A 22,192-nucleotide genomic window follows, 5' to 3' on the forward strand; every position below is an offset into this window, starting at 1 on the left:
GGCCGCGTTTATACGCGGCCCGCGGTGTCAGTCAACGCCATTTCCTCGCTACCCATCAAACGCTCGATATCGACTACGATGATCATGCGCTCGTCCAGCGTGCCCAGTCCTTCGATATAGGCGGTGTCCACCACCGCGCCAAACTCCGGCGCGGCTCGCAGAGCCTCCCGCTCCAGTTGAATCACATCCGACACCCCGTCCACTACCGCGCCGATGACACGCCCGCACACATTCAACACGATCACCACGGTGAACTCGTTGTACACCGGCTCCCCGATGCCGAATTTCAAACGCAAATCCACGATAGGCACGATATGACCGCGCAAATTGACCACGCCCTTGATGAAGTCTGGCGCGTTGGCGATGCGGGTCACCGCGTCGTAGCCGCGGATTTCCTGCACCTTCAGAATATCAATGCCGTACTCTTCCGCTCCCAGCGTGAACACCAGCAGCTCATTGCCCGAACGCCTGTGCGCCAACCCCGGGTCGTTCCGTTCCGCCACCATTTTTTTTCCTTGTTGTTTCATGCGTCCAGCGTCATCCGCTGGTTGTGCCGCGCAATCGCGGCGATATCCAGGATCATGGCCACCTGGCCGTCTCCGAGAATAGTGGCGCCGGAAATGCCGTCCACCTTGCGGTAATTCGTTTCAAGGTTTTTCACCACAAACTGCTGCTGGCCGATCAAATCGTCCACTAACAGCGCCAGCCTGCTGTTGCCGGCCTCCACGATCACCAGGATCGCCTCGCTCGGGGTCTGTTTCGCTTCGGGGATGGAAAAAAAACGTCCCAACGGCACAATCGGCAGGTATTCGCCGCGAATGCCCACCACCTGGCCGCGCGCGGCCACCGTTTTGATTTCATTCGGTGCAGGCTGCAGCGACTCCAATACCGCCCCCAAGGGCATCACATAGGTTTCCGCGCCGATGCGCACCGACATGCCGTCCATGATCGCCAGCGTCAACGGCAAATGAATGCTGATGGTGGTGCCAATGTCGGCCATGGAGTCAATCTCCACACGGCCGCCCATGCTCTGGATATTGCGCTTGACCACATCCATGCCCACGCCGCGGCCGGAGACCTCGGTCACCTCCGCCGCCGTGGAGAAGCCGGCCTCGAAAATCAGGTTCCAAACTTCAGCGTCGCTTAGCGAATCCGGCGCAGCCAAACCGCTCTGTCTCGCCTTGGCCAATATCCGTTCCCGATTCAGCCCGGCGCCGTCATCGCTGACTTCGATGACGATATTGCTGCCTTGGTGGAAAGCCCGCAGCGTAAGACGCCCCACCGGGCCCTTGCCGCCCGCCAGCCTCGCTTCCGGGGATTCGATGCCATGATCCAGGCTGTTTCGCACCAGGTGGGTCAACGGGTCGGACAATTTCTCGATGAAGCCTTTGTCCAGCTCGGTACTTTCGCCCATCATCGTGAGCTCCACCTTTTTGCCCAAGCGACCGGCCAGGTCCCTCACCACGCGCGGAAAGCGGTTGAACACAAAGGCGATGGGCGTCATCCGGATCGACATCACCGCCTCCTGCAACTCCCTCGCATTGCGTTGCAAAGCGCCGATGCCACCAAGCAGGCGCTCATGCGCCACCGGATCCAGGCCGGCCCCGGATTGTGTCAGCATGGACTGGGTGATCACCAACTCGCCCACTAGGTTGAGCAGCAAATCCACCTTGTCGATATTGACCCGGATAGAATTCTCGCTCGCCGCGCCTCCGCGCGCCGCAGGCTTGGCCGCGTCGAACTCCGGCGCCAGCGCCGGAACTTCGTCCCGCTCCGCCGCCTCGGCAGGCGGGGGCTCGAACAGGCCGAATCCGTCTCCTTCCAGCCATACTGAAGTGTCCGGTTCCGGAGCCGCATCGAGGAACAAGCCGAAACTGCCCTCCTCCTCGACGCCATGATCGACATTGATGCGGAAATGCTCCTGCGGCACGGAAAATGCCAGCGACTCAGCCACCTCCCCGGCGTCCAGCGGCGAAGTGAACACGGCAACCCAGGGCAGCTTGTCAAGCTCTTCGCCGCGCTGCACCACGCTCAAGTCGCCGTGCTCGGCCAGCGACTCCAGCAAGGCGTCGATGTCGACGCCGTCCACCACGTCGATTTCCAGATACAGCGTCCAGTGCCGCGTCTCCTCCGGCGCCCGGCGCGCCTCGGGCTCAGCCGGAGCGGCCGCCAGCGCCTCCAACTGCGCCTTTAGCTGAGCGGCTTGCGCGGCGTCGACATCGCCTTTGCCCTTGTGCGCCGCCAGCATCCCGTACAACACGTCTTTAGCTCGCAGCACCAAGTCCACAAGATCCGAACTCAAGACGCGCGCGCCGCGCCTCACCTCATCCAACAGCGCTTCCAGCACATGAGTCAAATCCGCCATATCGGCGAAACCGAACGTGGCCGCACCGCCCTTGATCGAATGCGCGGCGCGGAACACCGCATGCAAATCCTCCGGCTGCGGACAGGACTGATCCATGCCCAGCAACAGGCTCTCCATGTTGGACAAATGCTCATCCGCTTCATCAAAAAACACCTGATGAAACTGCGACATGTCGATTGCCAAAAGCTCGCTCCTCGTCGTGCCCAAGATCAGCAGATTCAGCCGATCACGCGCTTGACCACATCCAGCAGCTTCTGCGGATCAAAAGGCTTGACCAACCAGCCCGTGGCCCCGGCCGCGCGGCCAAGCGCCTTCATTTGATCGCTAGATTCCGTGGTCAGCATCAGAATAGGCGTCGTTGAATACGCCGGCAGTTTGCGCAAGGAGCGGATCAAGGTCAGGCCATCCATGCCCGGCATGTTTTGGTCGGTCAGCACCAGATTGAACTGGCCTCCCTGCGCCTTGGCCAGGCCGGCGTTGCCGTCCCCGGCCTCCACCACCTCGTAACCAGCGCTTTTCAAGGTGAATGACACCATCTGTCGAATCGAAGCGGAATCGTCAACCGTCAGTATTTTTTTGTGCATAACATCCCCGTTTCAGGAAACCTCCCTGCGTTCGGTCGCCTGACGCGGCTCTTCGCTCGTCGTCAGTCCGACACCGTTTGCGTTGGGTCCGTTTCCCATTCTTTACCTTGCTCGCTCGTCATCACGTTCCGCAACGGCGAGACGACAGATCCGCCCAAGCGCGAAAATTCGCGCAGATATTAATGATTGATCAACTAAAAAGCCCGCCGATTCAAGCCTGAATCCGCGCTGCGCCTACGCATGCGGCCAAGAAACGTCGTTAAACCGGCCGCGGCGACACCGACACGGCGAAAGCCAACGACGACATGTCGTCATTGTATGGGCTGCTGAAGCCTAGCGGAATTGACGGCAAGGGGCCATAGCCGTACGCGTCGGCCGAGGAAACGCTGGACAAGCGCAACAGACGCGACAGCAGGTACGGCAGATCCGACTCTTCCATGCCATCGCTGTGCGCCAGGAAATGCTGGCCCTCCGCCCAAGGCAACGCCAGCGGCGGCTGCAATTCGATGTCGGCGCGCAAGCCAAGCGGACTGCACATGGAGGAAAAACGCCGCTCAAGCCTGGTGGACAGAAACAGCAAGATATCCGGCATGCCGGCATTGACCAGTCGCACCTCGCGAGCTCCCCAGTCAATTTCCAGCAAAGCGCTGCCGACATAGCGCCCGTCGGCCACATGGCGATGCATGAAGGCATTGAGTTCGCGCAACGTCGGCAAGGACAAAGGCTGCCCCAGCAGCACCCGCGACGCCCCCAGCGCCAGCAGTGCGGCGTCCAGCGCCGATCCTTGTCCGTGACCGGACGCGTCCCCAAGGATCAGCAAGGTTCGTTCCGGCAAATCCGCGCGTAACACCACGTCGCCGCCCACCGCCTCTACCGGCTTGACGGACACTTCCAAGGGAAACATGCGGACAGCCGCCTGTTTCGACGGCCTATACAGGGACATGGCGCCGTTTATGATGTCGAACGCCGCCGCGCCGAATAAACACGGGCAAAGCGCATGTTGCTGCCAATGCCAGGCCAGCAGCCGGTTGCGCAGCAAGTCCGCGTCGAAGTCTCCGCGCAGAAAGTGAATATTGGGCGTGGCCAGCCAGGGCGCAGGACGCCCTGACGAAAACACCCACAAGGGCTTGTCGCCCTCCCACTGCTCGAACAGCTCGGCGGGAGCGTCCGCCAGATTCGTCAGCCAAAGGTCCTGCTTGCCGCCCACTGCGAAGTCGGCGCCACCGCAAAACCACCAATCCAGCGCTGACAACCAAGGATCGCCACGAACCCGTGCCTCGGCATCAGCGGACAACCAGGCCCGGATGCGCACAGACGCTCCAATGCTTGAACTTACTTAATGGTGAACATCTTGTTGAAGCAGGCGATTTCAAACACCTGCATCACCGCCTCGCGACAATTGATCAAGGTCATGCTCTTTTTCTGCCCAGCCGCACGCTCCTTCAGCAACAGCAGCATTCCAAGCGCGGAACTATCCAGAAACGGCACCTGATCGAAATCAATCTCAATCTCTTGCACCTCCGGATTGTCCAGCAGTTCCTGGCTGGCCTGACGGAATTCCCGGTGCAGGTTGAAATCGAACTGTCCGATCAGGATCATCTTCCCAACTCTGCCCTCTACTTTGACAATGGGTCTCATGCGGCGTCCTCGGCTTTCTTCTGAATAAACGGCACATCCATCACGGTTGCATCATCGGAAGGCTAAGCTCGAAACAGGCTCCGCCCTCCCCCTTGTTGAAACAACGCACTTGTCCGCCCAGCTCGTCCACCACTTTCTTGACGATGGCCAAGCCCAAGCCTGTACCACCGGGGCGGGTTGTGAAGAACGGTTCAAACATCTTCTCCAACTCCTCGGGATTGAACCCGGGGCCCGAGTCCTCCACCCGAAACAGTAAAGCGGTCTCACCCTCCTCCACCGATAGTCGCACCACATCCCCGCTTGCGGAGAAGTGCCAGGCGTTCTCCAACAGATTCACCAAGGCCCCCTGCAAGGCTTTGCGGTCCACCAAGACCTTTATGGCAGATGACACCACTACATTGCAATCAAAAAGCACGCCTTTTTCATGACATTGTGGTTGCATGACCGCGCGTAAATCCTCCAGCAGCCCCTCCAGATCCAAAGGCTCCAGCGTCGTTACCTGACCACGGACAAAACTCAGCATGTTCTGGATCAAACTCTCCAGCGCCCGCATCCGCGCCAGGCTCTTGTCAACGAAACGAGCGCGGTCTTCCGCCCGCGGAATATCCTGCTTCAAGTTCGCCGTATACAACATCGCCGTGGCCAACGGCGTGCGCAGCTGATGCGCCAATGCCGCCGCCATGCCTCCCATGGACGCCAACTTCTGCTGGCGGGCCAATTCTCCGGTCAATTGATGCAAACGAGATACATCGTGAATAAGCACAATCTGCCCACCGACAGATGGCAGGTCCTGGCATTGCATCGTCAACACCAAACCCGGCTCCCCATGCAGATGGCAATAAGTGTCGTCCAGCTCCGAACGTACAAGCCCTGCAAGCATGTCTCGCCATAAAGCCCCTACAGAACAACCATTTAGCATCCGGCTGGCCGCGGGATTCACCGCCGAGACCACGCCTTCGGCCGAGACTTGGACCACGCCCGCGGGCAGCGCCTCCAGCAGCAAGCCCAAGCGCTCGGCCAGCATCGCGTTCTCATCCCGCTGTTTGCGCAGCTGATTATTGGCTTCGTCCAATTGCGCATTGAGAACTGTCACTTGGCTCTCAAGTTGTCTATATGCATCAATAAGTTGGCCGGATACCGCATTGAATTGCTCGAACGCGGCTTCTAGCTGCTGCTGATCTTTGAGGCTTGAAACCATATGCCGAATCGCTTGCGAGTTATTTGTAAAAACCACTTAAACAGTATGATAATGAATGGGTATCGCTGAGCCAACCTGTTATCTGGCATGAGGCTCAGCAAAAAAAACCGGGCAAAACCGATATCTGGCGTATAAAGGGTAGTAGTACGCCACTTCAAAAGAATGCAGCGGAGGTTTCTGTGTCAGAGCTTCTCAAAAAAATCGACGCCAGGACGAAACTGGCCGGCACCAACAAGCTGGAAATCCTCCTGTTCTCGTTGGGCCAGGATCAGCGCACGGGGCGCAAGGAAATCTTCGGGATCAACGTGTTCAAAGTGCGCGAAGTCATGCGCACGCCGGAAATCACCTCCGCGCCCGAAATGCCCTCCTCGGTGGAAGGCATGGTCAGCCTGCGTGGTGCGCTGGTGCCGGTCATCGACTTGGCCAAATACACCGGCGTGGTGACCAGCAACAAACCGGAAATCATGATCGTCACCGAGTACAACGCCCACACTCAAGGCTTCCTGGTAGAGGCGGTGGACACCATCCTGCGTCTGGACTGGTCCGCAATGCGCGTGCCACCGGAAATGATCACCAACCGCATGGCCGGCCTGGTGACCGCCGTCACCGAACTGGACAATGGCACACTGGTCATGATGATGGACGTGGAAAAAGTACTGGCGGAAACCACCATCATCGACGACGGCCACACCTTCCTCGGAATCGAGCCGGTCAAGGAACCACGCCGGATTTTCTTCGCCGACGACTCCGCCGTGGCGCGCAAGCAGATTGAACGCACGCTGGAAGCAATGAACATCCAGTACACCTCCGCCATCAATGGCATGCGCGGATGGGAAGAATTGCAGAAAATGGCCAATCAGGCCGACCTTGCCGGCAAAAAACTGTCGGATTCGCTGCACTTAGTGCTGACCGACGTGGAAATGCCGGAAATGGACGGCTATATGCTGACCAAGATGATCAAGAGCGATCCGCGTTTCAACGGCATTCCGGTGTTGATGCACTCCTCCCTTTCCGGTTCCTCGAATCAGAAGCTGGGCGAATCGGTCGGCGTGGATTCCTACGTCGCCAAATTCGAACCGCAGAAACTGTCGATGAAACTGCGCCAGATGCTGAATCTGGAACCCAAAGACTAAGATCAAGTAAGCAAAAGCATTAAGGGAGAGGGACAGATATGGCAGCCACAGACGCCTCCTTGCTTGCAACCGTTGACGCCAGGACCAAACTGGCGGGTTCCAACAAAATGGAGATTCTGCTGTTTTCGCTTGGGACGCGGGAAACCTTCGGCATCAATGTTTTCAAAGTGCGCGAGGTGTCGCAGACGCCCGCCATCACCAAAACGCCGAACATGCCTTTTGGCGTGGAAGGCGTGCTGTCGCTACGCGGCAATATCATCCCGGTCATTTCGCTTGGCAAATTCATCGGCGCCGACCAGACCCGCAGCTACGAAACCATGATCGTCACCGAATTCAACAAGAGCACCCAGGCCTTTCTGGTTGACTCGGTGGACCGCATCATCCGCGTTGATTGGGACAAGGTGCGCGCGCCGGAAAACATGATGGCGGCCAGCGGCACCAATCAGAATCTGATCACCGCGATTACCGAACTGGAAAACGGCAAACTGGTGTCCATTCTGGACGTGGAGCAAATCTTGGCCAGCGTGGTCGGCGAGCCGCGCCTGCCCGACGTTCCCACCGCTCAATTGGAAAACGATCAGTACATCTTCTTCGTCGACGACTCTGTCGTAGCCCGCAAGGAAATCACCGGCGTGCTGGAAAAGATGGGCATCAAATTCCAGCAGGCCACCAACGGCCGCGAGGCATGGGACCGGCTGCAAACGCTGGCCAACCGCAACTTCGGCGAGGACGAGTGCCTGCACGACCACCTGAAGATCATCCTCGTGGACGCCGAAATGCCGGAAATGGACGGCTATGTGCTGACCAAGCTGATCAAATCCGATCAGCGCTTCCGCGGCATCCCGGTCGTGATGCACTCCTCGCTGTCCTCCAACGCCAACCGCGCGATGGGCTCCAGCGTGGGCGTGGATGCCTATGTCGCCAAGTTCGACCCCGGCGTACTGGCTGAAACTTTGATTCCATTCCTGCAGAGGTAGTCGCTACAATATGCGGCTCGATGAATTTCAGATAAATCAGGACACACCTCAATGGCAGACAAGAATATTCGCTTCCTAGTCGTAGACGACTTCTCCACCATGCGGAGAATCGTGCGCAACCTTTTGAAAGAGCTAGGATTCACCAATGTCGACGAAGCCGAAGACGGCATGGTTGCGCTGCACAAGTTGAAGACTCAGCATTTCGACTTCATCGTTTCCGACTGGAACATGCCCAATATGACCGGCATCGAACTGCTCAAGGCAGTCCGCGCCGACGCCCAGCTCAAACACCTGCCCTTCATGATGATTACCGCGGAAGCCAAACGCGAAAATATCATCGAAGCGGCCATGGCCGGAGCCAGCGGTTACATCGTGAAGCCCTTCACTGCCGCCACCATGGAAGAGAAAATGAGCAAGATCTTCCAGAACATGAATAAACCAGCCTGAGTGCCGAAAAAAAACGGTCTGCGTCAGTATTGAGGAGGATTTACCGTGTCCAATCACATCATGGAAAGCGGGGATAACCCGGAGCTTGAGGCTCTGTTCGACAGCATCTCGATGCAGCAGAGCGAAGCCCCTCCGGTGTCGGAACCCGCCGCGCCCGAAGCCGCGGCAGCCGTTCCGCAGCCAGCCGGGACTGCCGGCAGTCCTACCTCGATGTATGAACAAATTGGTCAGTTAACCCGCAAAATGCATGATGCGCTACGCGATCTAGGCTACGACAAATCTCTGGAAAAAATGGCGGATGCGATTCCAGACGCCAAGGACAGGCTGACTTACATCGCCACCCTGACGGAAAATTCGGCCGAACGCGTGCTCAACGCCACTGATCTGGCCAAACCGTATCAGGATCAGTTGGAAAGCAAGGCGCTGGAATTGTCCTCGCGCTGGGAACGTCTGTACGCCAACCTGTTGACCGTGGAAGAGTTCCAGCAACTTGCGGCCGACACGCGCAGCTACTTAAATGAAGTGCCGGCCCAGACCCAGGCCACCAGCACCCAGTTGCTGGAAATCGTCATGGCCCAGGACTTTCAGGATCTGACCGGTCAAGTCATCAAAAAGATGATGGGCATGGTCAAACTGCTGGAAAGCGAGCTGGTCAATTTCCTGATCGAGTTCTCGCCCGAGGCGAAAAAAGAAGAGCTGGGCATGGGCACCAATCTGCTGAACGGCCCCGTGATCAACCCGGAAGGGCGCACTGATGTGGTCAGCAGCCAGCAACAGGTCGACGACCTGCTGGAAAGCCTGGGCTTCTAACGAACAACACGCAGAACAGAGCACGCGAGCAAGGCGTGGCGGGAGTGGAAAATGAGCGAATTCGCCGGCATGGAAGAGCTGCTGCAAGACTTCTTGATGGAGTCTACGGATCTCCTTTCCGATGTAGACAATAAACTGGTCGAACTGGAAAAGCGTCCGGAAGATAAGGCACTGCTGAACGACATTTTCAGAGGCTTCCACACCATCAAGGGCGGTGCAGGCTTTCTCAACGTCGGCCCGATGATCAATCTATGCCATCGCACCGAAAACCTGTTCGACAAACTCCGCAACGGTCAACTGCACATCACCGCCGGTATCATGGACGTGATTCTTGACGCCACAGGTATCGTCCGCGACATGTTCGGCACCATGGGCCAGGGCCTGATGCCCAGCGAAGCCGACCCGCGCATCCTGGCGGCTTTGGACGCCGCACTGGCGGGAGAGGCCTTGTCCGAAGAAGCACCTACCGTCGAACCAGCTCCGGCCGCAGCCCCCGCTCCGGCGCCGGCGACAGCCCCCTCGGCTCCGACACCCGCCGCCGGCAACGGTCAAGGTCCGGACTGGAACCAGCTATACCAAGCCGTCGCTCCGGGCGGCGCGCCCGCGCCGACGCCGGCGGCTACGCCTGCCCCCGCGCCTCAAGCCGCTGCGGCAGCCCCGGCTGCGCCTGCGCCCGCGCCGGTTGCAGCCGCTCCCGCGACCCCCAAACCGGCGGCTAAACCGGCTCCGAGCAAGCCGGCCGCCAGCGCGCCCAGCAGCAGCGGCCCCCAGGAAAACACTATCCGCATCGATACCGTGCGTCTAGACATGGTGCTCAACCTGTCCGGCGAAATCGGCCTGACCAAGAACCGCCTGACCACGCTGCGCACCGAGATCCTGCAAGGCAACCGCGATACCAACACACTACGCTCCCTGGATGAAGCGATCAGCCAACTGGACCTGCTGGTAGGAGATCTGCAAAACGCGGTGATGAAAACCCGCATGCAGCCGATTGGCCGCCTGTTCCAGAAATACCCGCGCTTGGCGCGCGACCTAGCCCGTCAGTTGGGCAAGGAAGTTGAGTTGGTGCTGTCCGGCGAAGAAACCGAGCTGGACAAGACCATGATTGAGGATTTGAATGATCCTCTGGTCCACTTGGTGCGCAACGCAGTCGACCACGGCATCGAACAGCCTGAAGACCGCATCGCCGCCGGCAAGAAGCCGCAGGCGCTGGTGCAGCTGACCGCGGAACAAGTAGGCGATCACATCCTGATCGAGATCACCGACGACGGCAAAGGCATGAACGCCGACGCCCTGCGCCGCAAGGCGATCGAAAAAGGTCTTATTGATCAGGAAAGCGCCAACTCTCTGGATGAAAAACAGTGCCTGCAGCTGATCTTCCTGCCCGGCTTCTCCACCAAGGACCAGATTTCCAGCGTGTCCGGTCGCGGCGTGGGCATGGACGTGGTGCGCACCAATATCCAGAAACTGAACGGCCGCATCGATATCAACTCGGTGCCGGGCGAAGGCACCCGCATCAGCATCTCGCTGCCGCTGACACTGGCCATCCTTCCCGTGCTGGTGGTGCGCGCTTGCAACCAACCGTTCGCCGTGCCTCTTGCGATGGTGCGTGAAATCATCACCATCGACCCGAACGCGATCCAGGAAGTGTCGGGCAAACCCACCATCGTGGTGCGCGACGAAATCCTGCCGCTGAAAACTCTGGCCGGCCTGCTAGGCTGGGAGCCGACGCAGAAACCCTACTTCGGCGTATTGATGCAGTCCGCGGAAAAGTCCTTCATCCTGGCGATCGACTCTTTCGTCGGCCGCGACGACGTTGTGATCAAGCCGCTGCAGAACATTCGTCCGAAAGGCGTGGCCGGCGCCACCCTGTCCGGCGACGGCTCGGTCGTACTGGTACTAGACATGGAAGATTTACTCTCCTCCAGCGAAGCCAGCAACAGCGTCACTCGATCCGCGGACCTGATCGCCACCTGAGCAAAGGCATACCGGGACAATGACCTCGACTAGCGCCTTCATAGGCAGGCAGGCCGTTCTCAATCGCAACCAGCAGCTCATTGGCTATGAGCTGCTTTTTCGTCCTAGCGGCGAGGCCTCAGGCGTCGGCAAGCATACAGAACTGCAAGCCGACACTCAGGTGCTGGTCAACACCCTCAATAATATGGGCACCAGCTGGCTGATCGGCAGCAAGCTGGCCTTCATCAACATCGGCGAAGCCATGCTCAGCAGCGAGTTTCTTGAGCTGCTGCCGCCGCGCCGCGTCATTCTCGACATCTCGCCGCGCATCGTGCCCTCCAACGAACTGCTGTCGCGCGCGCGGCACCTTCGCTCGCTGGGTTTCGGCATTTCTCTGGACGACTTCAGCTTCGAATCGCCGGCTGCGGCCTTTCTGGAACTGGCCAACTACGTCAAGCTGGACATCCAGCACCAAGACACAAACCGCTTCCAGATGCTGGCGTCCCGCTTGCGCAGCTATCCGGTGATCCGCATCGCCGAACGCGTGGAAACCCACGCTCAGTTCCATCTCTGCAAGGAACTGGGCATGGACGGTTTTCAGGGCTTCTACTTCGCCCAGCCGGAAACGCTGTCCGCCAAGGTCATCCACCCATCTTTTCGCAACACCCTGGAGCTGCTCAACCTGCTGCGGCTGGACGCCGACATCCGCGACGTCGAGCAGGTTCTCAAACGCGACCTGGCCCTGTCTTACAAGCTGCTGCGCTACGTAAACTCCGCGGCCGCCGGCCTGAACACCAGCATCAGCTCCTTCTCTCACGCAGTCACCGTACTGGGATACCAAAAGCTCTACCGCTGGCTGACCCTATTACTGGTCACAGCCTCCGATGAAGGCCACGCGCCCCCAGCGCTGCAAAAAACCGCGGTCACACGCGGCCGCTTCATGGAGTTGCTGGGCAAAGCCCACGGCGAGCGTCACGATACCTGCGACAATCTGTTCATCATCGGCATGTTCAGCCTGCTGGACGTGCTGTTCGACATGCCGATGGCCAACATCATCGAGCACCTGCAGCTGCCGGAAACCATCACCGAAGCCCTGTTGCACGAAAAAGGCACGATGAGCCGCTTCCTCAAACTGGTCAAAGCCTGCGAGGACGGCCAACTCACCGGCGTGCCAGAACTCTGCGCCCAATTGAACCTCAGCAGCGAACAGTTCAACCAGGCCCATGTCTCCGCGCTCGCCTGGGTGGAAGAACTCGGCTTATAATTCGCAGTCTTGCAGTACGCGCTTAAGCTTGAGACCGAATTCCCCGATGAAATTGCTTGCCATTGATTGCTCCACCTCGTTTCTATCCCTAGCCATTGACAACGGCTCGCGTATTTTCTCCTTCCACGAGAAAGTCGAGCAAAAGCACGCGGAACGCGCGCTGCCGGAATTGGCTTGCCTACTGGAACAGGCGGAATTGCGCCTGGAGCAACTCGACGCCATCGCCTTCGGCCAGGGCCCCGGCTCCTTCACCGGCCTACGCATCGCCTGCGGCCTGGCTCAAGGGCTGGCTTTCTCCGCCGGCATTCCGGTTATCGGCATTCCAACGCTGGACAACGTCGCTCAACAAGCCAGCACTGGCACGGTGCTGGTCTGTCTCGACGCCAGGATGCAGCAGGTTTACAGCGCCTGCTATCGAGTCGCCGAAGGTGCCGCGCCGGAACGGCTGGACCCGATAAGCGTCGGCGCGCCGGAAGCCGTGCTTTGGCCGGAGCGAGTCGATATTGCCGCTGGCGACGGCTTTGAACGCTACCCCTGTCTGCAAGACAATGCCGGCGTCGCCATCGTCCGCGCGGATCTGCTGCCCAACGCCATCGCCTACTTCTCGTTGGCGCGCAGCGGCCGTTATCCGCAAACTCACCCGCGCGAAGCGGAACTGCTTTACGTGCGTAATAAAGTCGCCCTGACCGCACAGGAACAGCAGCAGGCACGCCAGAAATGACCCCGTACTACCACACTTTCCAGCCCGACGACACGAGGCAGCTGGCCGAGCTAGAGAGCCGCGCCTGCGCACACGGCTGGTCCGCCGCCCAATACCGGGACTCCGTGCGCTGCGGTCACCAGTTTCACGGCATGTTCGCCTCGAACCAACTACGGGGCTTCGCCGTTACCCAAACCGTGCTGGACGAAGCGGAACTGCTCAACATCGTGATAGATCCACAATGGCAAGGCCAGGGCTTGGGCAAACAACTACTGCGAGAACTAAGCGCCACTCTGGCCGCGAGCGGTGCAAGGCGCCTATTCCTGGAAGTACGGGCCGGCAACGCCGTTGCCCGCAGCCTGTACGCAAGCCAAGGTTTCGTTGAAAACGGCCGACGCAAGAACTACTACCCCTGCGCCGACGGCCGCGAAGACGCGGTCCTGATGGAGGCCACGCTATGAGCCGCGCCGCGCTGATTCAAAGCGTGATAGGACTGGGCCCATCCTGGGAAGCTCGCCCCGGTTGGTTCGAGCAGCATCCTGCGACGCTAAGCCGCCCACAGGAAACACTGGTGGAAACCGATATGGAGCCGGAGGAGTGCCCGGCGCCGCCGCGCGAGGAGGCCGTCACGCCGGCCCAGCCGGCCGTACTGCTTGCCCCCTCGCCTGCAGCCGACATCGCCCCACCCGTCGCGTCTCCCGCACCTCAAGCCCACGCCTCACCTTTGCTAGAGTGGGACGCGCTCGAACGCACGGTACGCGATTGCCGCGACTGCCGCCTTTGCCAAACCCGCACTCAAACCGTTTTCGGTCGCGGCAACAAGCAGGCGCGCTGGCTGTTGATCGGCGAAGCGCCGGGCGAACAAGAGGACAGACAAGGCCAGCCCTTCGTCGGCCGCGCCGGCCAGTTGCTGGACAACATGCTGAGCGCGACCGGACTGGACCGCGACCGCGATGTATATATCGCCAACGTGCTCAAATGCCGCCCGCCCGGCAACCGCAATCCTAGCGGCGATGAAATTGCCTCCTGTCAGAACTATCTGATCCAGCAAATTCAGCACATCCAGCCCACATTGATTCTGGCGCTTGGCCGTTTTGCCGCCCAAACTCTGCTGCAAACAGAAAAAGGCATTGGTCAATTGCGCGGCAAGCTGCACAGCTACCAGGACATCCCTTTGATCGTCAGCTATCACCCGGCCTACCTGTTGCGCAATCAGCCGGACAAACAAAAAGCCTGGCAAGACTTGGTGTTCGCCAAAAAGACTTTCGGCCGCCTAAGCGCCGATTAAACGCAAAACCCCGCCAAGCATGCTTGACGGGGTTTTTTAGTCCCAAACCATAAAGAAAAAAACCCTTCTCCGTGCACCAGAGAAGGGCTCTTTACTTTCGCGTTCCCGCGGAAACCGGCTTATTTCAGCTTGGTTTCTTTGTACAGAACGTGTTTGCGAGCAACGGGATCAAATTTCTTGATCTCCATTTTTTCCGGCATCGTACGCTTGTTCTTCGTAGTCGTGTAGAAGTGGCCGGTGCCAGCAGTGGACTCAAGCTTGATTTTATCGCGCATGTTATTACCTCAGTAGCTTTCTGGTTGACCGCAATCAGATCTCGCCGCGAGCGCGCAGATCAGCCAGCACTACATCGATGCCAACCTTGTCGATGGTACGCAGTGCCGCGTTGGATACGCGCAGACGCACCCAGCGGTTTTCGCTCTCAACCCAGAACTTGCGATATTGCAGGTTGGGCAGGAAACGACGTTTAGTCTTATTGTTGGCGTGGGAAACATTGTTCCCGGTCATCGGACGCTTGCCGGTGACTTTGCAAACACGCGCCATGTTAAACACTCCCAAAACCGGTAAAAGCTGGCTTTATATCATAGATAAAGCCAGACACTCAAGCAGAAAACGCACCCTTTCACTGCATGGGCGCGATCGTGTATGAAACAGTCGGCGGCAATTGTACCGTATTCGCCACAGAGATGCGAGCACTTCTTTGCCAAGCCGCGCGACGCGACCGGCGGCTGCTCGGGGTGTCGGCGCGACTTGCAACAACATGGTTCGAAGCGATTCAAATCGCAACGATTTCAGGGTAGAATCCCGGATTCCCATAGAGCCGTAATCTCATGACCAAGTACATCTTCGTAACCGGCGGTGTGGTGTCCTCCCTGGGTAAGGGCATTGCCGCTGCGTCCATCGCCGCCATCCTCGAGTCTCGCGGGCTGAAAGTCACCATGCTGAAGCTCGACCCCTACATCAACGTCGATCCGGGCACAATGAGCCCTTTCCAGCATGGCGAGGTGTTCGTCACCGAAGACGGCGCGGAAACCGACCTTGATCTGGGCCACTACGAGCGCTTCATCCACGCGAAGATGAAGAAAAGCAACAACTTCACCACCGGTCAGGTATACGAGTCCGTGATCACCAAGGAGCGCCGCGGCGACTACCTGGGCGGCACCGTGCAAGTGATCCCGCACATCACCGACGAAATCAAGCTGAAGATGCACGAAGGCGCGGCCGACGCGGACGTCGCCATCGTCGAGATCGGCGGCACCGTGGGCGACATCGAATCGCTGCCGTTCCTGGAGGCCATCCGCCAGATGCGCTCCAATCTGGGCCGCAAGAACACCCTGTACGTGCACCTGTCCTATGTGCCTTACATCGCCACCGCCGGCGAGATCAAGACCAAACCGACCCAGCACTCGGTAAAAGAATTGCGCGAGATCGGCATTCAGCCGGACATCCTGCTCTGCCGGATGGACCGCGAACTGCCGGAAGACGAAAAGCGCAAGATCGCGCTGTTCTGCAATGTGGAAGAAAACGCCGTTATCGGCTGTTACGACTCCGACTCCATCTACAAAGTGCCGGCCATGCTCCACAACCAGGGCATCGACGAGATCATCGCCGAGCAGCTGCAGCTGGACCTGCCCAAGGCGGATCTGTCGGTATGGGGCCGCATCATCGACGCGATCGAGCACCCGGACCACAGCATCAACATCGCCATGGTCGGCAAATACGTTGACTTGACCGAGTCCTACAAATCGCTGACCGAAGCGCTGAAACACGCCGGCATCCACACCCGCACCAACGTCAACATTATCTACGTGGACTCCGAGGAAATCGAACGCGACGGCGCCGATTCGCTGAAGGACATGGACGCGATCCTGGTGCCGGGCGGCTTTGGCAAGCGCGGCGTGGAAGGCAAGATCAAAGCGGTCAAATTCGCCCGCGAAAACGACATCCCCTACATGGGCATCTGCCTGGGCATGCAGATCGCGCTGATCGAATACGCTCGCGACGTGGCGGGCATGGCCGGCGCCAACTCCACTGAATTCGACCTCGACACCAACTTCCCCGTGGTGGCGCTGATCGACGAATGGGTCAACCACGACGGCAAGGTGGAAAAGCGCGACGAAAACTCCAACCTGGGCGGCACCATGCGCCTGGGCGGCCAGCAGTGCGACCTGGTTCCGAACTCCCTGGCGGCGAACATCTACGGCGACAGCGAGATCGTCGAGCGCCATCGCCACCGCTATGAAGTGAACAACTACTACATTCCGCGCCTGGAACAGGCCGGCCTGATCATCAGCGGCCGCTCCGCCGGTCATGAGAAGCTGGTCGAAACCATCGAGCTGGCTAACCACCGCTGGTTCTTCGCCTGCCAGTTCCATCCGGAATTCACCTCGACTCCGCGCGACGGCCACCCGCTGTTCATCTCCTACGTGAAAGCGGCGCTGCAATACCAAGCGGACAAGCAAGGACCCAAGGCATGAAACTGTGCGGATTCGAAGTCGGCCTCAACCAGCCGCTGTTCCTGATCGCGGGCCCCTGCGTGATCGAGAGCGAACAGATGGCGCTGGACACCGCCGGTCAGCTCAAGGAAATCACCTCTGAACTGGGCATCAACTTCATCTACAAATCGAGCTACGACAAGGCCAACCGTTCCTCCGGTTCCTCCTTCCGCGGCTTCGGCATCGATGAAGGCCTGCGCATCCTCTCGGAAGTGAAACGCCAGATTGGCGTGCCCGTGCTGACCGACGTGCACAGCGAAAATGAAATCGTGCAAGTCGCCAGCGTGGTCGACGTGCTGCAAACGCCCGCCTTCCTGTGCCGCCAAACCGACTTCATCCGCGCAGTCGCCCAGTGCGGCAAACCGGTAAACATCAAGAAGGGCCAGTTTCTGGCCCCTGGTGACATGAAGAACGTGATCGACAAGGCCCGCGCCGCCGCGCAAGAAGCCAACCTCGAACCAGACAGCTTCATGGCTTGCGAACGCGGCGTGTCCTTCGGCTACAACAACCTCGTATCCGACATGCGTTCGCTGATGATCATGCGCGACACCCAGTGCCCGGTGGTTTACGACGCCACCCACTCGGTGCAGCTGCCCGGCGGCCAAGGCACTTCTTCCGGCGGCCAGCGCGAATTCGTGCCGGTGCTGGCGCGCGCCGCGGTGGCGTCCGGCATCGCCGGCATCTTCATGGAAACCCATCCGGACCCGGCCTGCGCAATGTCCGACGGCCCCAATGCCTGGCCCTTGCCGCGCATGAAGGAACTGCTGACTACGCTCAAGGCGCTGGACGAGTTAGTCAAGCACAATCCCTGGCCGGAACACACCCTGTAAACCGGCAGGCGCAGATCGCAACCGGCTCCGGCCGGTTGCTTGCCCTCCGCCCGAACACAACCAGCCTTTGAAGGAAATGTAAATGAGTTCGATCATCGATGTGGTAGCTCGTGAGATTCTGGATTCGCGCGGCAATCCGACCGTGGAAGCAGACGTATTGCTGGAGTCCGGCGTCATGGGTCGCGCGGCGGTGCCCAGCGGCGCCTCCACCGGCGAAAAAGAAGCGCTGGAACTGCGCGACGGCGATAAAAGCCGCTATCTGGGCAAGGGCGTGTTGAAGGCGGTGGAAAACATCAACACTGAAATCTGCGAAGCCATCATCGGCCTCGACGCCAGCGACCAGGCCTTCATCGACAAGACCCTGATCGAACTGGACGGCACCGAAACCAAATCCCGCCTCGGCGCCAACGCGCTGCTGGCCGTGTCCATGGCGGTGGCCCGCGCCGCAGCCGAAGACGCAGGCCTGCCTCTCTACCGCTACCTGGGCGGCGCCGGTCCGATGGCCCTGCCGGTTCCGATGATGAACGTCATCAACGGCGGCGCTCACGCCAACAACACCCTGGACATCCAGGAATTCATGATCATGCCGGTGGGCGCGCAAACCTTCCGCGAAGCGCTGCGCTGCGGCGCCGAAATCTTCCACAGCCTGAAGAAGATTTGCGATCAAAAAGGCTACGCTACCACCGTGGGCGACGAAGGCGGCTTCGCGCCCAACCTGAAGAGCCATGAAGACGCGATCAAACTGATCCTGGAAGCCATCGACGCCGCCGGCTACGTGGCCGGCCAGGACGTGATGCTGGCGCTGGACTGCGCCTCCTCCGAGTTCTACAAGGACGGCAAGTACCACCTGACCGCCGAAGGCCTGCAGCTCACTTCCGAGCAGTTCGCCGACTACCTGGAAACCCTGGTCAACAACTACCCGATTCTGTCGATCGAAGACGGCATGAGCGAGCACGACTGGGACGGCTGGAAGCTGCTGACCGAGCGCCTGGGCTCCCGCGTGCAGATCGTCGGCGACGACTTGTTCGTCACCAACCCCAAGATTCTGGCCAAGGGCATCGAAGGCGGCCTCGCCAACTCGCTGCTAGTCAAGGTCAACCAGATCGGCACACTGTCGGAAACGCTGAAAGCGGTTGATCTCGCGAAGCGTTCCCGCTATACCAGCGTTATGAGCCATCGCTCCGGCGAAACCGAAGACAGCACCATCGCGGATCTGGCCGTTGCCACCAACTGCATGCAGATCAAAACCGGCTCGCTGTCCCGCTCCGACCGCATGGCGAAATACAACCAGTTGCTGCGCATCGAAGAAGAACTGGGCGATGCGGCCTACTACCCGGGCAAAGCTGCCTTTTACCACCTGAAGTAATCGTATGCGCTGGCTGACCCTGACTCTGGTGACAGTAATACTGGCCCTGCAATGGCCGTTGTGGTTTGGAAAAGGTAGCTGGCTCAGAGTCTGGCAGCTGGACAAGCAACTACAGGAACAGCGGGCGACCACCCAAAAGCTGGTGGCCCGCAACGCCGCGCTGGACGCGGAAGTGCGTGATTTAAAACAGGGGACGGACGCCATTGAGGAGAGAGCCCGCAATGAACTTGGCATGATTCGGAATGGTGAAGTTTTTTTCCAATTGCTGGATCCGGTGAAGCCAACGCCTCGCTAAATATCCGCCCGGACCGCACTGTAGAGCTGAACAGACAACAAGAATGACGTCCGGTCTAAAAAAGTCCAAGGTTTGGGCAATGACAACACAAAACCCCATCGAAGTCGCACGAGAAACGCTCAAACAGCTGACGGTGCGCAAGCTGTTGCCGACGCCGGAAAACTTTGAGCGGGTCTATCACGAGCTGACGCAAACGCCGGTCGACCGCGACAACAAGCTTGCCGTGTTGCTGCTGCGCGCACTGGAAACCCTGCCCCAGGAAAGCGTGCAGGCCAAAGTCACTCTTACCCGCCTCAAGCAAGTCTGCGACGAAAATCGCTGGGAACAAGCCCCGCAACTGATCATCGACTTTCTGCGCGCCTCTCTCAGCGCCAGCCAGCAACAACACAGCTGGGGCATGCTGATCCAAAATCTGATCCGAAACTGGGACCTTCGGCTGCCCAATATGCCGCAGCACCACAAGCAGTCCACGCTGGAACGGGTGCTGATCAATTACGGCAACCAGCCGGACGAACTGAACCAGAAACTGGCCACGCTGATTCAGAACTGGACCCAGTCCATGCCCCCGTCCAATGGCAACGGCGCGGCAAGCTCCGACACCCCCGCTCCGGTAGCCGGCCTCGATGAAGACGGGGCCGACGCGCCCAGCAACAGCTGGCTGGCCTGGCAGCGCACGCTGAGCTTCGCCCTTAAGCACGGCCTGGAGCCTCGCCTGATCAACTACCCGGAATTGGTGGATGCGCTGGAGGCGCTGCTGGGCGAACTGAATCAAGTGGCCGACGACGCCACGCTCAACGCCTACATGCCCAAGCTGCGGGCCTTCATGATCAAGCTGGAGCTGCAATCGCAGCAAGACGACCGCCTGGTGTCGGCGATGACCAACCTGCTGCGCCTGCTGCTGGAGAACATCGCCGAGCTCAACCACACGGACACCTACCTGGTGGGGCAGGTTCATTCGCTGCAAGACATCCTTAGCCATGAGCCGCTGTCCATGCAGCAGGTCTACCAGATGGAGTCCAGCCTCAAGGACGTGATCCGCAAGCAAGGCCAACTGAAAACCTCGCTGGACGAGGCGGCAAGCTCGCTGCGCTCCTTGCTGGACCGCTTCATCTCGCGGCTGGCGATGATGACGGACAGTACCGACGACTTCCAGAACAAGATCAAGGACCACAGCACTCGCATCAAACAGTCGCAGAACGTCGAGGAGCTGGGCAGCATCATCGGCTCCTTGATGGAAGATACCTCGCTGATGCAACTGGACCTGACTCGCTCCCGCGATGAGCTGCTGTCCGCCAAGGAGCAAGTGGAAGCCGCCGAACAAAGAATCGCCGAACTGGAAACCGCGCTGGAAGCCGCCAGTGCCAAGGTGCGCGAAGATCAGTTGACCGGCGCTTTCAACCGCCGCGGCCTGGCAGAGCATTTCCAGCGCGAAATCAGCCGCGCGGAGCGCACCGGCGCGCCACTGTCCGTCGCCCTGCTCGACGTGGACAACTTCAAGCAACTGAACGACAAATACGGCCACCTAGCCGGCGACGATGCCCTGAAATACCTGGTGGACACGATCAAGCACAGCCTGCGCCCAGCCGATATCGTCGCCCGCTTCGGCGGTGAGGAATTCGTGATCCTGATGCCGGACACCCCGGAAGAAGAAGCCGTCGCCACCGTGCAGCGGCTGCAGCGCGAACTAACCAAAACGTTTTTCTTGGCCAACAACGACCGCCTGCTGATCACCTTCAGCGCCGGCGTCGCCAAATGGCATTTGGGCGAACAAGAAGCCGACGTGCTGGAGCGCGCCGACCAGGCAATGTATCAAGCCAAACTCAACGGCAAGAACCGCGTGCACTCGGCGGAGGAGCAGCCACCCTCACTGATGTCGCCCCAGCTATAAACAACGCTTGGACATCCTCTCGGCGGCGGCTAGTTCCCGCCGCCTTTTTTCATCTGTTTTCCAGCCTCGGCGCGTTGACGCCGCACCGTCTTGGGGTCCGCGATCAAGGGTCGGTAAATCTCCACCCTGTCATGCTCGCGCAGCGGCGCGTCGTCTTTCACCGCCTTGCCGAATACGCCCAGCTTCAAGCTCTCCGGCGCCCATTCAGGGACGCGCGCCAGCAGGCCGGACAGCTCCACCGCCTGGCGCGCCGTTGTGCCCGGCGCCACCCGCAAAACCACCAGCTCCTGAAGCTCGGGCAATGCCAACGCCACTTCCACCTGCAAAACTTCAGTCATCGCCGTACACCTTGTCCGCTTCCTTGATGAAGGCGTCCACCAGCGTGCCGGAAATATGTCCGAACACAGGGCCGATGATCATTTCCAGTATCTTGCTGGAAAACTGATAGCTGAGCCGGAACTCCACCTTGCAGCCGATCTCGCCCAAAGGCAGGAAACGCCAGCGACCCTCCAAATGCTCGAACGGACCATCCACCAACTCCATCAGAATGGCCTCGCCCGCTTGATTGGTGTTGCGAGTGGTGAAATGCTGCTTCACTTTCAGATAATCGATGTGCAAGCTGGCCACCACCTGATCGCCCTCGCGCGACAACACCTCGGCCTTGCCGCACCAGGGCAGGAACCGGCTGTAATGCTCGATATCATCCACCAGCGCAAACATCTGCGCCGGCGTATGCGCCACCAATACGCTTTTTTCAACCACCTGCATCCATCGCTCGCTTATCGTCTCCGCTGCCCCATCCCTGGCCGGGAAATTGTCAGCATCGGTAAAAACCGCAAGTTTAACAAAATCCGGCGCGCCCTACCCGGCCTCATCCCGGCTTCGCGTCAAAGCGCTGTGTTTTCATGGCTTTGGCAAGCCGGCTGCTTCTGATACAATAGAGGATTCATTCAAAAAA

24 protein-coding genes are annotated in these 22,192 nt (G+C 59.5%); 14 read left to right on the forward strand and 10 right to left on the reverse strand.

Annotation, left to right across the window (positions count from 1 at the left end; genetic code table 11):
• Window positions 1-8: 8 nt before the first annotated feature.
• The 6 genes from MOV80_RS02465 to MOV80_RS02490 all read right to left on the reverse strand — a co-directional run bounded on the left by MOV80_RS02465 (window position 9) and on the right by MOV80_RS02490 (window position 5,785).
• Window positions 9-527 carry a chemotaxis protein CheW gene (locus MOV80_RS02465; RefSeq protein ID WP_232060519.1) on the reverse strand — a complete coding sequence of 173 codons (519 nt, stop codon included), beginning with the start codon at window positions 525-527 and terminating at the stop codon, window positions 9-11.
• Entirely contained in the window at window positions 524-2,536 is a 2,013-nt protein-coding gene (locus MOV80_RS02470) for a chemotaxis protein CheW (RefSeq protein ID WP_019101356.1), read from the reverse strand. The genes MOV80_RS02465 and MOV80_RS02470 overlap by 4 nt, the downstream gene beginning before the upstream one ends.
• 47 nt (window positions 2,537-2,583) lie before the next feature.
• Window positions 2,584-2,949 carry a response regulator gene (locus MOV80_RS02475; protein WP_019101355.1) on the reverse strand — a complete coding sequence of 122 codons (366 nt, stop codon included), beginning with the start codon at window positions 2,947-2,949 and terminating at the stop codon, window positions 2,584-2,586.
• A 259-nt stretch (window positions 2,950-3,208) separates the two neighbouring features.
• Window positions 3,209-4,201, reverse strand: a complete 993-nt coding sequence (locus MOV80_RS02480) for a SpoIIE family protein phosphatase (RefSeq protein WP_019101354.1) — start codon at window positions 4,199-4,201, stop codon at window positions 3,209-3,211.
• Between the two features lie 80 nt (window positions 4,202-4,281).
• Window positions 4,282-4,587, reverse strand: coding sequence for an STAS domain-containing protein (locus tag MOV80_RS02485; protein WP_039754785.1), 306 nt, complete (start codon window positions 4,585-4,587; stop codon window positions 4,282-4,284).
• A 40-nt stretch (window positions 4,588-4,627) separates the two neighbouring features.
• Window positions 4,628-5,785 carry a PAS domain-containing sensor histidine kinase gene (locus MOV80_RS02490; RefSeq protein WP_043591864.1) on the reverse strand — a complete coding sequence of 386 codons (1,158 nt, stop codon included), beginning with the start codon at window positions 5,783-5,785 and terminating at the stop codon, window positions 4,628-4,630.
• A gap of 179 nt (window positions 5,786-5,964) precedes the next feature.
• Between MOV80_RS02490 and MOV80_RS02495 the strand changes: the two genes are divergently transcribed.
• Genes MOV80_RS02495 through MOV80_RS02535 form a run of 9 tightly spaced genes read left to right on the forward strand, consistent with a single transcriptional unit; the run spans window position 5,965 to window position 14,360 of the window.
• Window positions 5,965-6,918, forward strand: coding sequence for a chemotaxis protein (locus MOV80_RS02495; RefSeq protein ID WP_019103159.1), 954 nt, complete (start codon window positions 5,965-5,967; stop codon window positions 6,916-6,918).
• A gap of 38 nt (window positions 6,919-6,956) precedes the next feature.
• A complete protein-coding gene (locus MOV80_RS02500; RefSeq protein WP_019103158.1) occupies window positions 6,957-7,895 on the forward strand; it encodes a chemotaxis protein in 939 nt (312 codons plus the stop codon).
• A gap of 51 nt (window positions 7,896-7,946) precedes the next feature.
• Window positions 7,947-8,342: a chemotaxis response regulator CheY gene (gene cheY / locus MOV80_RS02505; protein WP_019103157.1), complete on the forward strand. Its 396-nt coding sequence runs from the start codon at window positions 7,947-7,949 to the stop codon at window positions 8,340-8,342.
• A gap of 45 nt (window positions 8,343-8,387) precedes the next feature.
• Window positions 8,388-9,152: a protein phosphatase CheZ gene (gene cheZ, locus MOV80_RS02510; protein ID WP_043591867.1), complete on the forward strand. Its 765-nt coding sequence runs from the start codon at window positions 8,388-8,390 to the stop codon at window positions 9,150-9,152.
• Window positions 9,153-9,203: 51 nt separating this feature from the next.
• Window positions 9,204-11,129 carry a chemotaxis protein CheA gene (locus MOV80_RS02515; protein WP_019101424.1) on the forward strand — a complete coding sequence of 642 codons (1,926 nt, stop codon included), beginning with the start codon at window positions 9,204-9,206 and terminating at the stop codon, window positions 11,127-11,129.
• Window positions 11,130-11,148: 19 nt separating this feature from the next.
• The gene (locus tag MOV80_RS02520) at window positions 11,149-12,372 is read left to right on the forward strand and encodes an EAL domain-containing protein (protein ID WP_019101425.1); all 1,224 of its coding nucleotides are present in this window, start codon (window positions 11,149-11,151) and stop codon (window positions 12,370-12,372) included.
• Window positions 12,373-12,418: 46 nt separating this feature from the next.
• On the forward strand, window positions 12,419-13,093 hold the full coding sequence (gene tsaB, locus MOV80_RS02525) for a tRNA (adenosine(37)-N6)-threonylcarbamoyltransferase complex dimerization subunit type 1 TsaB (protein ID WP_107732690.1): 675 nt from the start codon (window positions 12,419-12,421) through the stop codon (window positions 13,091-13,093).
• Complete coding sequence (gene rimI / locus MOV80_RS02530) at window positions 13,090-13,533, forward strand: ribosomal protein S18-alanine N-acetyltransferase (RefSeq protein ID WP_107732691.1); 444 nt, start codon at window positions 13,090-13,092, stop codon at window positions 13,531-13,533. The genes tsaB and rimI overlap by 4 nt, the downstream gene beginning before the upstream one ends.
• Entirely contained in the window at window positions 13,530-14,360 is an 831-nt protein-coding gene (locus MOV80_RS02535) for a uracil-DNA glycosylase (RefSeq protein ID WP_107732692.1), read from the forward strand. Before rimI ends, MOV80_RS02535 begins: the two co-directional genes overlap by 4 nt.
• Before the next feature lie 119 nt (window positions 14,361-14,479).
• Here the strand turns inward: MOV80_RS02535 and rpmG are convergent, their stop codons facing one another.
• Both rpmG and rpmB read right to left on the reverse strand, forming a co-directional pair.
• The gene (gene rpmG, locus MOV80_RS02540; protein WP_017506994.1) at window positions 14,480-14,635 is read right to left on the reverse strand and encodes a 50S ribosomal protein L33; all 156 of its coding nucleotides are present in this window, start codon (window positions 14,633-14,635) and stop codon (window positions 14,480-14,482) included.
• A gap of 34 nt (window positions 14,636-14,669) precedes the next feature.
• Entirely contained in the window at window positions 14,670-14,903 is a 234-nt protein-coding gene (gene rpmB, locus MOV80_RS02545) for a 50S ribosomal protein L28 (protein WP_011137003.1), read from the reverse strand.
• Between the two features lie 287 nt (window positions 14,904-15,190).
• On the opposite strand from rpmB, the gene MOV80_RS02550 reads away from it, so the two are divergent.
• From MOV80_RS02550 to MOV80_RS02570, 5 genes are all read left to right on the forward strand, one after another.
• Window positions 15,191-16,837, forward strand: a complete 1,647-nt coding sequence (locus MOV80_RS02550) for a CTP synthase (RefSeq protein ID WP_019103549.1) — start codon at window positions 15,191-15,193, stop codon at window positions 16,835-16,837.
• On the forward strand, window positions 16,834-17,685 hold the full coding sequence (gene kdsA, locus MOV80_RS02555) for a 3-deoxy-8-phosphooctulonate synthase (RefSeq protein WP_019103548.1): 852 nt from the start codon (window positions 16,834-16,836) through the stop codon (window positions 17,683-17,685). The genes MOV80_RS02550 and kdsA overlap by 4 nt, the downstream gene beginning before the upstream one ends.
• A gap of 82 nt (window positions 17,686-17,767) precedes the next feature.
• On the forward strand, window positions 17,768-19,051 hold the full coding sequence (gene eno, locus MOV80_RS02560) for a phosphopyruvate hydratase (protein ID WP_043635974.1): 1,284 nt from the start codon (window positions 17,768-17,770) through the stop codon (window positions 19,049-19,051).
• 4 nt (window positions 19,052-19,055) lie between these two features.
• Window positions 19,056-19,346 (forward strand): cell division protein FtsB, encoded by a 291-nt coding sequence (gene ftsB, locus MOV80_RS02565; protein ID WP_019103546.1) that lies wholly within the window; start codon window positions 19,056-19,058, stop codon window positions 19,344-19,346.
• Window positions 19,347-19,425: 79 nt separating this feature from the next.
• On the forward strand, window positions 19,426-21,234 hold the full coding sequence (locus MOV80_RS02570) for a GGDEF domain-containing protein (protein WP_019103545.1): 1,809 nt from the start codon (window positions 19,426-19,428) through the stop codon (window positions 21,232-21,234).
• A 29-nt stretch (window positions 21,235-21,263) separates the two neighbouring features.
• Here MOV80_RS02570 and MOV80_RS02575 read toward each other — a convergent pair whose 3' ends face one another.
• Together MOV80_RS02575 and MOV80_RS02580 are read right to left on the reverse strand one after the other, a co-directional pair.
• A complete protein-coding gene (locus MOV80_RS02575) occupies window positions 21,264-21,572 on the reverse strand; it encodes an RnfH family protein (protein WP_019103544.1) in 309 nt (102 codons plus the stop codon).
• Entirely contained in the window at window positions 21,565-22,002 is a 438-nt protein-coding gene (locus tag MOV80_RS02580) for a type II toxin-antitoxin system RatA family toxin (protein WP_019103543.1), read from the reverse strand. Before MOV80_RS02580 ends, MOV80_RS02575 begins: the two co-directional genes overlap by 8 nt.
• Window positions 22,003-22,192 lie beyond the last annotated feature (190 nt).

The sequence above is a fragment of the Chromobacterium sp. IRSSSOUMB001 genome (genome assembly GCF_023507765.1).
In the GTDB taxonomy this organism is placed as follows: Bacteria; Pseudomonadota; Gammaproteobacteria; order Burkholderiales; family Chromobacteriaceae; genus Chromobacterium; species Chromobacterium haemolyticum.

Excerpts from the sequence above, each read along its gene's own strand:
- rpmB (WP_011137003.1), bottom strand. The coding sequence starts at position 14,903 with ATGGCGCGTGTTTGCAAAGTCACCGGCAAGCGTCCGATGACCGGGAAC.
- MOV80_RS02470 (WP_019101356.1), bottom strand. The coding sequence starts at position 2,536 with ATGTCGCAGTTTCATCAGGTGTTTTTTGATGAAGCGGATGAGCATTTG.
- MOV80_RS02520 (WP_019101425.1), top strand. The coding sequence starts at position 11,149 with ATGACCTCGACTAGCGCCTTCATAGGCAGGCAGGCCGTTCTCAATCGC.
- MOV80_RS02500 (WP_019103158.1), top strand. The coding sequence starts at position 6,957 with ATGGCAGCCACAGACGCCTCCTTGCTTGCAACCGTTGACGCCAGGACC.
- eno (WP_043635974.1), top strand. The coding sequence starts at position 17,768 with ATGAGTTCGATCATCGATGTGGTAGCTCGTGAGATTCTGGATTCGCGC.
- MOV80_RS02580 (WP_019103543.1), bottom strand. The coding sequence starts at position 22,002 with ATGCAGGTGGTTGAAAAAAGCGTATTGGTGGCGCATACGCCGGCGCAG.
- MOV80_RS02485 (WP_039754785.1), bottom strand. The coding sequence starts at position 4,587 with ATGAGACCCATTGTCAAAGTAGAGGGCAGAGTTGGGAAGATGATCCTG.
- MOV80_RS02515 (WP_019101424.1), top strand. The coding sequence starts at position 9,204 with ATGAGCGAATTCGCCGGCATGGAAGAGCTGCTGCAAGACTTCTTGATG.
- MOV80_RS02570 (WP_019103545.1), top strand. The coding sequence starts at position 19,426 with ATGACAACACAAAACCCCATCGAAGTCGCACGAGAAACGCTCAAACAG.
- ftsB (WP_019103546.1), top strand. The coding sequence starts at position 19,056 with ATGCGCTGGCTGACCCTGACTCTGGTGACAGTAATACTGGCCCTGCAA.
- rpmG (WP_017506994.1), bottom strand. The coding sequence starts at position 14,635 with ATGCGCGATAAAATCAAGCTTGAGTCCACTGCTGGCACCGGCCACTTC.
- MOV80_RS02490 (WP_043591864.1), bottom strand. The coding sequence starts at position 5,785 with ATGGTTTCAAGCCTCAAAGATCAGCAGCAGCTAGAAGCCGCGTTCGAG.
- MOV80_RS02475 (WP_019101355.1), bottom strand. The coding sequence starts at position 2,949 with ATGCACAAAAAAATACTGACGGTTGACGATTCCGCTTCGATTCGACAG.
- cheY (WP_019103157.1), top strand. The coding sequence starts at position 7,947 with ATGGCAGACAAGAATATTCGCTTCCTAGTCGTAGACGACTTCTCCACC.
- MOV80_RS02575 (WP_019103544.1), bottom strand. The coding sequence starts at position 21,572 with ATGACTGAAGTTTTGCAGGTGGAAGTGGCGTTGGCATTGCCCGAGCTT.
- kdsA (WP_019103548.1), top strand. The coding sequence starts at position 16,834 with ATGAAACTGTGCGGATTCGAAGTCGGCCTCAACCAGCCGCTGTTCCTG.
- MOV80_RS02535 (WP_107732692.1), top strand. The coding sequence starts at position 13,530 with ATGAGCCGCGCCGCGCTGATTCAAAGCGTGATAGGACTGGGCCCATCC.
- MOV80_RS02550 (WP_019103549.1), top strand. The coding sequence starts at position 15,191 with ATGACCAAGTACATCTTCGTAACCGGCGGTGTGGTGTCCTCCCTGGGT.
- MOV80_RS02465 (WP_232060519.1), bottom strand. The coding sequence starts at position 527 with ATGAAACAACAAGGAAAAAAAATGGTGGCGGAACGGAACGACCCGGGG.
- rimI (WP_107732691.1), top strand. The coding sequence starts at position 13,090 with ATGACCCCGTACTACCACACTTTCCAGCCCGACGACACGAGGCAGCTG.
- tsaB (WP_107732690.1), top strand. The coding sequence starts at position 12,419 with ATGAAATTGCTTGCCATTGATTGCTCCACCTCGTTTCTATCCCTAGCC.